At 43.4% G+C, this 11,584-nt stretch carries 9 protein-coding genes; 6 read left to right on the top strand and 3 right to left on the bottom strand.

Features of this window, described 5'->3' with window-relative positions:
- Window positions 1-66: 66 nt before the first annotated feature.
- Window positions 67-540 (top strand): ribonuclease H-like YkuK family protein, encoded by a 474-nt coding sequence (locus P2W76_RS07375; protein WP_276347042.1) that lies wholly within the window; start codon window positions 67-69, stop codon window positions 538-540.
- A gap of 48 nt (window positions 541-588) precedes the next feature.
- Here the strand turns inward: P2W76_RS07375 and P2W76_RS07370 are convergent, their stop codons facing one another.
- A complete protein-coding gene (locus tag P2W76_RS07370) occupies window positions 589-1,989 on the bottom strand; it encodes an ammonium transporter (protein ID WP_276347041.1) in 1,401 nt (466 codons plus the stop codon).
- A 300-nt stretch (window positions 1,990-2,289) separates the two neighbouring features.
- Window positions 2,290-3,252, bottom strand: a complete 963-nt coding sequence (locus P2W76_RS07365) for a TIGR01212 family radical SAM protein (RefSeq protein WP_276347040.1) — start codon at window positions 3,250-3,252, stop codon at window positions 2,290-2,292.
- Between the two features lie 48 nt (window positions 3,253-3,300).
- On the opposite strand from P2W76_RS07365, the gene corA reads away from it, so the two are divergent.
- The 5 genes from corA to P2W76_RS07340 all read left to right on the top strand — a co-directional run bounded on the left by corA (window position 3,301) and on the right by P2W76_RS07340 (window position 10,171).
- The gene (gene corA, locus P2W76_RS07360; protein WP_276347038.1) at window positions 3,301-4,254 is read left to right on the top strand and encodes a magnesium/cobalt transporter CorA; all 954 of its coding nucleotides are present in this window, start codon (window positions 3,301-3,303) and stop codon (window positions 4,252-4,254) included.
- An 85-nt stretch (window positions 4,255-4,339) separates the two neighbouring features.
- Window positions 4,340-4,564, top strand: a complete 225-nt coding sequence (locus P2W76_RS07355) for a hypothetical protein (protein WP_276347037.1) — start codon at window positions 4,340-4,342, stop codon at window positions 4,562-4,564.
- A 116-nt stretch (window positions 4,565-4,680) separates the two neighbouring features.
- The gene (locus P2W76_RS07350) at window positions 4,681-8,034 is read left to right on the top strand and encodes a methylmalonyl-CoA mutase family protein (protein WP_276347035.1); all 3,354 of its coding nucleotides are present in this window, start codon (window positions 4,681-4,683) and stop codon (window positions 8,032-8,034) included.
- 120 nt (window positions 8,035-8,154) lie between these two features.
- The gene (locus tag P2W76_RS07345; protein ID WP_276347034.1) at window positions 8,155-8,754 is read left to right on the top strand and encodes a DUF1080 domain-containing protein; all 600 of its coding nucleotides are present in this window, start codon (window positions 8,155-8,157) and stop codon (window positions 8,752-8,754) included.
- Between the two features lie 37 nt (window positions 8,755-8,791).
- Window positions 8,792-10,171: a Gfo/Idh/MocA family oxidoreductase gene (locus P2W76_RS07340; RefSeq protein WP_276347031.1), complete on the top strand. Its 1,380-nt coding sequence runs from the start codon at window positions 8,792-8,794 to the stop codon at window positions 10,169-10,171.
- A gap of 87 nt (window positions 10,172-10,258) precedes the next feature.
- On the opposite strand, the gene P2W76_RS07335 is transcribed toward P2W76_RS07340, so the two are convergent.
- A complete protein-coding gene (locus tag P2W76_RS07335) occupies window positions 10,259-11,239 on the bottom strand; it encodes an acyl-ACP desaturase (RefSeq protein ID WP_276347030.1) in 981 nt (326 codons plus the stop codon).
- Window positions 11,240-11,584 lie beyond the last annotated feature (345 nt).

Genomic DNA, 11,584 nt, shown 5'->3' with positions numbered 1-11,584 from the left:
GTTTATATTTATTCTATATAATATCCTGTTTTACACTTGTTTAGTAGATTTTAACCCACAAAATTTATGACCTGGAAAAAATTTAACGGAGAAATAATTCAGATGCCAATTCTTGAAGAAGTAGAGCAAGCTATCGAAAGAGAGTCCAATCTCGGCAACAAGTTAAAGGTATGTATCGGCACCGACTCTCAGGTAAAGGGCTCAATAATCGATTTCGCCACCGTGATCGTATTTTTACGCGAACAGAAGGGTGGCTTTATGTTCATTCATCAGGAGCGCTCCTCCCAAAAGATGAGTATTAAAGAAAGGATGATATCAGAAGTGCATAAATCTATTGAATGCGCGTATTCTTTATGTGACTTGCTCGATCTTTATGACGTAGACCTGGAGGTGCATGCTGATATAAATACAAATCCTAATTTTAAATCCAACCAGGCCTTACATGAAGCCATGGGATATATTTTAAGTATGGGCTTTGTGTTCAAAGCTAAGCCCGAAGCTTTTGCCAGCTCTGCATGTGCAAATAAATTAGTCCAATAACCAGAAAGCCCCCGATCTCTCGGGGGCTTTCTGGCTGGTTAGTTCAGGCTAAATTAGTTGTTTTACTCTCTCGGCGTCGGTTTCATAGACCGAACCGCTATCGGTAACAATCAATGTACCCTGGCTATATTTTTCATTATGTTGCGTTGAATCAAGGCCTTCGTCCTCTTCTTCAGAACTCACACGTATCGGCTGAATCAGATTGATAAGTTTGAAAATCCCATATGACACTACAAAACTATAGGTAACCGTAATAAACACCGCTTTCAACTGCGTAAAAAAGAAGGTCGAATTTCCGAGGAACCAGCCGTCTGCACCAGCCGGATTCACTGCTTTTGTTGCAAGCAAACCGCTAAGCAACATACCCACAATACCGCCCAGGCCATGGCAGGGAAAAACGTCCAGCGTATCGTCAAGCGTTGTCTTGGTTTTCCAGTATACAGCAAGATTTGATATGATCGCGGCTACAAACCCTATAAATATACTTTGCTGAATAGATACAAACCCGGCACCTGGCGTTACAGCAGCAAGTCCTACTACTGCTCCAATGCAGAAGCCTATAACAGAGGGCTTTTTGTTTCTTAGTACATCCAGGAACATCCACGACAGTCCGCCGGCTGCACCAGCTGTATTGGTTGTTGCAAAAGCTGAAACAGCCAAAGCATTCGCTCCGAGCGCTGAACCACCATTAAAACCAAACCAGCCGAACCATAATAATCCTGTTCCTATTAAAACATATGGAATATTGGCTGGCGGGATTTCCTTATTCTCAGCGTGTACCTTTCTGCGCTTTAGAACGAGTGCTCCTGCCAGGGCAGCCATACCGGCGGTAATATGCACAACTACTCCTCCTGCAAAATCCAGTGCTCCGGTTTTAGCCAGAAATCCATCAGGATGCCACATCCAGTGAGCAATGGGTGCATATATCAACAAAGTAAACAAACAAATAAACAGGATATAAGATGTGAAACGGATTCGCTCCGCAACTGCCCCCACCACCAGACCAGGTGTAATTATCGCAAACATTAATTGGAACAGAGCGAACAAGGATAGAGGTATTGTAGGAGCTGCACTCCATGGCGCCCCGGAATTTACGCCCTGAAAGAACAGGAACGTCATGGGGTTACCTATAATGCCATTGATAGACTCACCGAACGACATACTAAAAGCAACTGCCACCCATAGTATGCTTACCACTCCTGCTGCAACAACACTTTTGATCATCGTAGAGATAACGTTCTTTCGGTGCACCATTCCACCATAAAAGAACGCAAGACCGGGCGTCATTAAAAACACCAGCGCAGTAGCAACTAAGATCCAGGCCACATCAGCGCCAACATACTTACCGGTTCCGTCAAAGTCGGGTAAGGAAGGGATAAATAAAGCTACTAATGCAACCAAAGTCAAGATTGCAAAGGGAGCAATTCGTCTAACCGGTAATTTTTTCATGATAATATTGATATTTTATAATTAAAAACTCTTTTGACGTATCAAATTTACATCAAATCATAATATTTACAATATAAATTTTAAAATAGTGCTAATTAATTTCAATAAATTAACAATAAACCATCAACAATAACATAATAATAAGAGAAATATTAATATTTGAATCTATTTTTCGAAGATATCAATCAAAATATCCTTAATTCAAAAAAAATAAGTCCATAAATACTTAACTTTTGAGACAAATCATATCCATAACTTAAAAAGCTAGAGATAAACGAGAAAAACAGAAGTAATCTGATTCTAGATAAAAGAGGCGGGCTCGTGATAAGCTGATCCCTGCACAATGCCTTTTTCTTCCAGGCGCTTGTCAATATAACTTTGGATCTGGGATTTTTTCATACCCCAATTAGGAGCAATGAGAAGGTCGAAGTCGGCCAGGCCAAATAATCGCTGCAAGACGATATCCGGTCTCAGAAGTGGAATAAATTCAGCAATAAAGTCAGTATACTCATCAATAGTAAACGTCTTAAACGGCTCCCTGGCAAACCTGGTGCCCATAATTGAGCCCTTAACGATGTGCAGATGATGCAGTTTTACAAACTTGATCTGAGGAAATCGGTTGATTTCTTCGGCATATCTTAACATCATTTCATGTGTTTCCCATGGGAACCCGAAAATAGTATGAACGCAGATATCGATTTTTGAACTATTTGCTAATTGAAGAGCATTAATAAGTTCCTGATGCGTACACCCCCGATTGATCTTCATCAAGGTTTCATCGTAAATAGATTCCATCCCCATTTCAAGATCAACATCGAAGCGATCTGCGTAACTTTCCAGCAGAGCTATTTTTTCGAAATCAATGCAGTCCGGCCGGGTGCCAACAGACAGGCCAACAATATTATCGGTATTTATACTCAATGCTTCATCATAAAGCATCTTTAAATAGTGTGTTGGCGCGTAAGTATTGGTATTAGGCTGAAAATAGATGATAAACTTTTCTGCCCTGTAATTTTTAAAAGCTCTCTCCATTCCCTGCTCGATCTGCTCCCTGATTGTTGGCAGCTTTCTCGAGAGCTCCGGGGTAAATGAATCTACGTTACAATAAGTACATCCGCCATATCCTTTGGTTCCATCCCGGTTAGGGCAGGTGAAGCCTGCGTCCGCTATTATCTTATAAACACGCTGACCGTCGTACTTATTCTTAAGATAAGCGCCGTAGTGATTATAATTCTTATGTCCGTAGTCTAAAGGTGTTCCCAAAACTTTATTTTTGCAAAGATACGAATTCATAATTAGCCTTGATTCCCCATGCTCCGGATATATTACAAGAAAGATAAACGACTCGCAAAGGAAAGTGACATTAACCTGCTGCGATCTATCCCTGTGGGCGACCTTGTATGGGTAGACCTGCAAAACTCAACCGTCGAGGAAAAAGTAACCATTGAAACGTATTTTGACATTAAATACTCTTCAGAAGAGGAATCATCGGAGATAGAAAGCTCTTCCCGCTTTAACGAACTTGATGATGAGCTAATAATCAATTCGAACTTTCTCTCCCTCAGGAACCAGGATTTTGACTATTGCCCCGTTTCGATAGTCCTGGAAAAAGGAATTTTATTTACTTACAGAGATGACGATCTTAAAACATTCGGGGAGTCGGTCAAGAAAATCAAATCGAATCCAGGCTCTTTTACCAATGGATACCAGATACTGCTTACCCTGCTTGAAACGGGCATTGAGCAGGATGCAGATATTATAGAAGGCCTTGCAAAGGACATCGCCGATCTCAATAAGCAGCTGACATTGCACAGGAAACGATCTGACGAGGAAGTACTGTTAAAAATTGCGTCTTTTCAGAATTATAACATTCTCATGAGGGAAAATATAGTCGACAAACAGAGGCTGGTCTCTTCACTAATGAAAAGCAATCTTTTTCCCGAGAATTACATGAGTGTTCTCCGGATTATGATGAAGGATATCGGCTCATTGATTGAACACAATAAGTTCGCCTTTGAACGGCTTGAATATCTTCAGGACACCTTTATGGGCTTAATAAATATCGAACAAAATCGTATTATTAAAATATTTACGGTTGCAACCGTAGCATTTATGCCCCCTACTTTGATCGCAAGTATTTATGGAATGAACTTTAAGGCCATGCCTGAACTTGATTGGGAGTTGGGCTATCTTCTGGCAATCATCTTAATGGTACTTTCCTCCGTAGTTACACTCGTCTATTTTAAAAAGAGAAACTGGCTTTAGCTCAAACAACTTTACGCTAAATACGTTGTTGATACAGGCATAATAATCCAGTTATCCTAAAAAAGATAAAGTGATGAAAGTACCTGTGAAAAATAAATCAAACGAGGATCAGCAAGGCTCATCCAAATCTAATCAGGCATTTCAGTCTGTAAAAGAAGCACAAAAGCAAAGAGGCATATCAAATAGCGGTGGTCAGATGTCATTCCAAACGGACAACAAACAGGCAACGATAAACAGGGGCAATGAAAACCCAAACGTGCAAGGAAAGAAACAGGCACCTCAAACTCATTCAAAACATAGCCCCAAGTAAGGTTAACAATGGGCTTAAAGGGAAGGGGATTTATTCCCCTTCTTCATTTAATACCGTATCGAATCCTGGTCTCCCAAGGCCAATTATTCTTACCTTTACCTATTCAAATAGAGGTAATGACCGAAGCATACAAACCAAATCACAAACTCCGTTTTGTTACAGCCGCCGCCCTGTTCGACGGGCATGATGCAACGATAAACATAATGCGCAGAATCTTGCAGTCGTCCGGCGCAGAAGTTATACATCTTGGCCATAACCGGTCTGTTCAGGAAGTAGTGGATTGTGCGATCCAGGAGGATGTACAAGGAATTGCCATGACATCCTACCAAGGTGGTCACGTCGAATACCTGAAATATATGTACGATCTCTTGCAGGAGAGAGGAGCCGGACATATAAAGATCTTCGCCGGAGGAGGGGGCGTTATATTACCCTTCGAGATTAAGGAGCTAAGGGACTACGGCATAACAAGGATCTATTCTCCCGATGATGGGCGCCATATGGGCTTACAGGGGATGATAAACGACATGCTAAAAGAATGCGACTTTCTGACGCGGGATAAACTAAATGGTGAGCTTAACGGCATAAAGAAAAAAGATTCAAAAGCTATTGCTTCTGCAATCACGCTCGCTGAAAACCACCCCGAACAAACTTCTGCTTTCTTAAAAGAGATAGCAAAACTTAACCAGGATAAGACTATTCCCGTTGTCGGGATCACAGGAACGGGAGGTGCGGGCAAGTCTTCATTGGTAGATGAGATTGTACGGCGGTTCCTGAAAGAAACCGACAAAAGCATAGCGATCATTTCCGTAGATCCTTCCAAACGAAAAACAGGAGGCGCATTGCTCGGCGACCGCATTCGCATGAACTCGATCAACAGCCCAAGAGTTTATATGAGATCATTGGCAACCCGGCAAGCCAACCTCGCTCTTTCGAAATATGTCAGAGAATCTATTGATATATGCAAAGCTTCGGGCTACGACCTTATCATCATTGAAACTTCAGGCATAGGACAATCAGATACAGAAATAACTGAGCATTCCGATGTTTCTTTATATGTAATGACCCCGGAATTCGGCGCGGCAACACAGCTCGAAAAGATTGACATGCTTGATTTTGCAGATCTGGTAGCTATCAATAAATTTGATAAACGAGGCGCCCTCGATGCGATCCGTGATGTTCGCAAGCAATTCAAAAGAAACCATAATCTATTTGATGCAACGGATGATTCCCTGCCTGTGATAGGCACAATGGCATCACAATTTAACGATGTCGGTATGAACGCGCTGTTTTCTAAGCTATTGGAAATCATCGCTGACAAAACCGGTGTAAGTTATACGATCAGGAGCGGGCATGCGATAAATCTCCAGGAAAACAATTATGTTATCCCTCCGGACCGGATAAGATATCTTGCAGAGATTGCTGAGGCTAATGAAGAATATACTACCTGGATTAACGCTCAATGCAAAATTGCGCAGCAGTTATTTCAGATTAAGGGGGTGTTGGAACTGAGCACAGATCCTGTCATGTCCTCGCCACTAGAGGAAATGTATACTTCTCTGGAAGACGGCCTTGACAAGGAATGCAAACGGCTTTTAGATGAATGGCCTCAAACATTAAAACGATATAAAGCCGACGAGTTTGTCTTTAAGGTTCGTGATAAAGAAATCAGACAGTCACTATATTCGGAATCGTTATCTAAGATAAGAATACCGAAGATAGCCTTACCCGGATACGAAGCATGGGGAGATATTCTGCGCTGGCTCCTTACTGAAAATGTTCCCGGTGAGTTCCCTTTCGCTGCAGGCGTATTCCCTTTAAAACGTGAAGGAGAAGACCCCACCAGAATGTTCGCGGGAGAAGGCGGACCGGAACGCACAAATAAACGCTTCCATTACGTTTCTCTCGGTCAGCCGGCACACCGCTTGTCCACAGCATTCGACTCCGTAACTTTATATGGTGAAGATCCGCATATCAGACCCGATATTTATGGCAAGATCGGCAACTCTGGGGTGAGCATTGCAACTTTGGATGATGCCAAAAAACTGTACTCCGGTTTTGATCTCTGTCACTCTTCGACATCAGTGTCAATGACCATTAACGGCCCTGCCCCAATGCTTTTGGGATTCTTTATGAACGCGGCTATTGATCAGCAATGTGAGAAATACATAATAAAAAATGGGCTGGAAACGGAAATAGAAAATAAAATTAACGAGATCTACAAAGCCAAAGGTATTAACCGGCCTGCATACCAGGGAGCTCTTCCTATTGGAAATGATGGCCTGGGTTTGATGCTTTTGGGTGTGACAGGCGACCAGGTATTACCGGAAGATGTATATACCACGATAAAGGCGTACGCGATGGCGAGCGTCAGAGGAACTGTTCAGGCTGATATACTGAAAGAGGATCAGGCTCAAAACACCTGTATATTCTCTACAGAGTTTGCGCTACGCATGATGGGCGATATTCAGAAATATTTTATCGATAACCAGGTTCGCAATTTTTATTCGGTTTCTATCTCGGGCTATCACATTGCCGAAGCAGGGGCTAATCCGATCTCGCAACTTGCTTTTACGCTTAGTAATGGCTTTACCTTCGTGGAATATTATCTCAGCAGAGGTCTGCATATAGATGATTTCGCCCCGAATTTATCGTTTTTCTTTTCTAATGGGATAGATCCCGAGTATTCAGTTATTGGCCGCGTTGCGAGATTGATCTGGGCAAAGGCCATTAAATATAAATACAACGGGAATGACCGGTCACAAAAACTTAAGTACCATATCCAAACATCCGGACGCTCACTCCATGCGCAGGAGATCGATTTCAACGATATCAGAACTACCCTGCAGGCGCTGTATGCTATTTATGATAATTGTAATTCCCTCCATACTAACGCGTATGATGAGGCAATAACCACCCCAACTGAGGAGTCGGTTAGACGGGCGATGGCAATTCAACTGATAATAAACAGGGAGTTAGGATTAGCTAAAAACGAAAACCCGCTGCAGGGATCCTTTATCATCGAAGAGCTTACCGAATTAGTTGAGGAAGCTGTACTCGAAGAGTTCAAGCGAATCAACGACCGCGGAGGTGTGTTGGGTGCCATGGAGACTATGTACCAAAGAAGCAAGATTCAGGAGGAGTCGTTATATTATGAAACGTTAAAACACTCCGGCGAATTTCCTATAATAGGCGTCAACACGTTCCTTAGCAAGGATGGGTCACCAACCATTATACCTTCAGAAGTAATAAGAGCAACCGAGATCGAGAAACAATTTCAGATCGAAGCGTTAGAAGCATTTCAGAAAAGGAATCAGGATACCTCAGCCGAACTGTTAAATGGCCTTCAGAAAAAAGCCCTTGCAGGCGAAAATATCTTTGAATGCCTTATGGAAGTATGTAAATGTTGTTCATTGGGGCAGATATCTCATGCTCTTTACGAAGTGGGAGGCCAGTACCGGCGAAATATGTAAAACCACATTTAGCAAAGCCCCGTTTCCGGGGCTTTTTTTTGCGATATCAAATACCCTTGATCTCGTCCTTTCAAGTTATGTTAATAAAATCTATATTTAGAAAAATCAAATCTTAAAATAATGAGAAATTTATTAATCTTATTGTGCCTGTTTCTTATATCCGCAGGTACACCTACACTAAAACCAAAGAAACTCTTCAACGGGAAAGACCTGACTGGATGGAAAATCCATGGAACGGAAAAATGGTATGTTGACAAAGGAATGTTAGTTTGCGAAAGTGGCCCGGACAAAGAGTACGGTTATTTATCAACTGAAAAAGCGTATAAGAACTTTGTTCTGGATTATGAATTCAAACTTGAAGCCAATGGCAACAGCGGCGTCTTCATTCGTTCAAGTGTTGACGGCACCAAGGTAAAGGGCTGGCAGGTGGAAGTAGCTCCTCCAGGAAACAGCACCGGAGGAATTTATGAGTCCTACGGCAGAGGTTGGCTGATCAAGCCTACTCCTGAAGATGAGAAGGTACTGAGCCCTGATGGCTGGAACAAAGCCAGGATCCAGGTGATCAATGATGAGGTTACTACCTGGCTAAATGGAAAACAAATGGTACATCTTAAGGATGCTAAGATCGGAGCCGGAGAAGGTTCTATCGCGTTGCAGATCCATAGCGGAGGCGGAATTAAGGTGAGATGGAAAAACATCATCGTTAACGAACTTCCTTAAAGCTGGATCTGCGATATAAATACTCTTATCCCATAAAATGAAAAACCATTCAGAATCCTCACGCAGAGGTTTTATCAAGACACTCGGAGCGACCACAGCAGCAGTTGCGGTAGGTTCCAACGTATTTGCGAGTCCCGAAGTTGAAAGTAAGTCGGTTGAGTTTAAGATCCACAAGCGTCAGTTCATCGGTCCGAATGACAATGTAAATATTGCGCTGATCGGCGCCGGCGGCATGGGCTCTGCCGACACAAACGTTGCCCTGAAAGTTCCCGGCGTAAAGCTGGTTGCTGTATGCGACCTTTACCAGGGGCGTCTGGACGATGCAAAGAAAAAGTGGGGGCAGGACATCTACACTACCAGGGTTTACAAAGAGATCCTCAACAGGCCTGATGTCGATGCTGTCATCGTAGCCACACCGGATCATTGGCATCAACAAATTTCGATCGATGCTATGCGCGCAGGTAAGCATGTATATTGTGAAAAGCCAATGGTTCAGAATATAGCCGAAGGACCGGCTGTGATTAAGGCTCAGAAAGAAACTGGCAAGGTATTTCAGGTTGGCAGCCAGGGTGTATCGTCATTGGGTAATGAAAAAGCTAAAGAACTCCTGAAAGATGGAGCAATCGGACAGCTTAATTTCGCAGAGGGCTTCTGGGCGCGTAATTCGCCTCAAGGGGCCTGGCAATATCCTATTCCCGCAGATGCCTCACCAGAAACCGTCGATTGGGAAACATTTTTAGGAAAAACGCCTAAACGCTCTTTCGATGCTACGCGATTTTTCAGGTGGAGAAACTACCGCGATTATGGTACCGGGATGGCGGGCGATTTATTTGTCCACCTCTTTTCAAGTCTGCACTTCATAACAGATTCTTTTGGACCAGAAAAGATATATGCTTCCGGAGGCTTGCGCTACTGGAAAGACGGGCGCGAAGTGCCTGATGTCATGCTTGGGATATTTGATTATCCTGATCAGGCGAGGGCGCACCCGGCGTTTAACCTTTCCTTAAGGTGTAATTTCAATGATGGAACCAGCGGTTCCACATACCTGAAGCTGGTTGGAAGCGAAGGCGCCATGGAAATTGGATGGGATAGTGTTAAACTGAAACGGAACAAGCCGGTTGTATCTGATGAGCCTTTCTTTATTGAGCAAATGAAGAAAGCTGGCACTCCTGTGGGCGGGCGTAAACGTATCCTTCCCCCTGAGGAGTTCACTTTCGCAGCCGAAGCCGGGTACAAAGGCGGACCGTACGATCACATGGCTAACTTTATTAACGCTATCAGGGAAAATGGCAAGGTAGCTGAAGATGCGATATTCGGGTACCGTGCTGCGGCGCCAGCTCTGCTTTGCAACGACAGCTATAACAATGATACCGCTATGTTATGGAACCCTGAAAAAATGGTGGCCGTTAAAAAATAATAACTCCCCCATAATAGCAGAAAAGCCCACCGGAACCGGAGGGCTTTTCTGTTTTAGATATGATATGAAAACATTCTGCTTTTCAGCCTACCCAGCTATCCAGCTAAATTTATACTCCAATGTGGGATTCTTCATTCGCTCAGCTACTCTAAGCAGACGGTCTGGCAAATTCATCAAATAGTCACGTGCCTTCTCTCCAGCCTCATTCAGATCACGCATCTTCTCGATCTGCCATTCTTCTATCAGCTGTTTCATGATATCTACATAGTCAATAGCCGTATAAACACCCAGGCGTTGAGCTGCATCGGTGAAGTGACCAAAAGTCTGTCCCATCTTTAAACCAACTTCACGCAGGAAGTGAGCTGGCATCACAATCTTATTACGCATCATATCTTCGAATGCGATCATTGCTTCGCTCGGATCAACTTCGAATATGCGCATCATAAAGTCCTTATATGCTTTTGCGTGTCGTGCTTCGTCTGAAGCAATTACTCCGCACATCTTAGAAAGAAGAGTGTCACCGTCCTGTTTAGCGAGTGAAGCTACACGGCGATGAGAAATATTTGTTGCCAGCTCCTGGAAACTGGTGTAAATAAAGTTTCTATACGGATCATGGCCGGTACCAATATCAAACCCGTCAGCAATAAGGTACTGGGTCGATATCTCCATCTGTCGCATATCGACGCGTCCGGATAGATAAAGATATTTATTAAGCAGGTCTCCATGACGGTTCTCTTCAGCAGTCCAATGACGGACCCATTTCATCCAGCCTCCTTGCTCATCCCGGGAGATCCCGTCGACCATACTCAACCACGACTCGTAAGTTGGAAGAGCTTCCTCCGTGATCGTATCACCAATAAGAACTGCGACAAGGTCGTATGACAGTTCCCGCGCATTTTCCTTCAGATCCTTTACTTCGGAATAAAAAGTTTCCCTGGTAGAATCTGGCAGGAAATCAGCCGGTTGCCAATTAGAATCGATAGGTTTTAGGTAATCGTGCATCTTTTCCAGCATATACTTTTCGATATGCTTTAATACTTCCTTACGGGATCCTATGTTGATGTTCATATGACTTGCTGAATTGCTCAAATATACGTAAAAGCATTGAATTTGGCTCTTAAAATTTAGAATAAAGGCTCTTACCCGGGACCTTACATTATAATAACCCACGAGAAAATTAAAAGTTCTCAGCACTATTCCCTGCTGTAGCAACAGCATACCAGGCATACTCGATTTCGACCTGCCTTTCCTGTCTCCAGGATGAAGCTGCTGGAATTATCTTCCACAAAAAACCCCGATCGTTCGAAAGGGGGCTTGTTTAATCCCGATAGCTATCGGGATGGGCACCGCGACCTACCCCATACCTATCGGGACTCCCATCCGCCCCGGGCGGACAGTACCATTGGCGCTGAT

Source organism: Daejeonella sp. JGW-45 (assembly GCF_029360805.1).
In the GTDB taxonomy this organism is placed as follows: domain Bacteria; phylum Bacteroidota; class Bacteroidia; order Sphingobacteriales; family Sphingobacteriaceae; genus Daejeonella.
The sequence above is the reverse complement of the archived record's forward strand: the minus strand, read 5'-3'. Positions and strand labels throughout refer to the sequence as shown.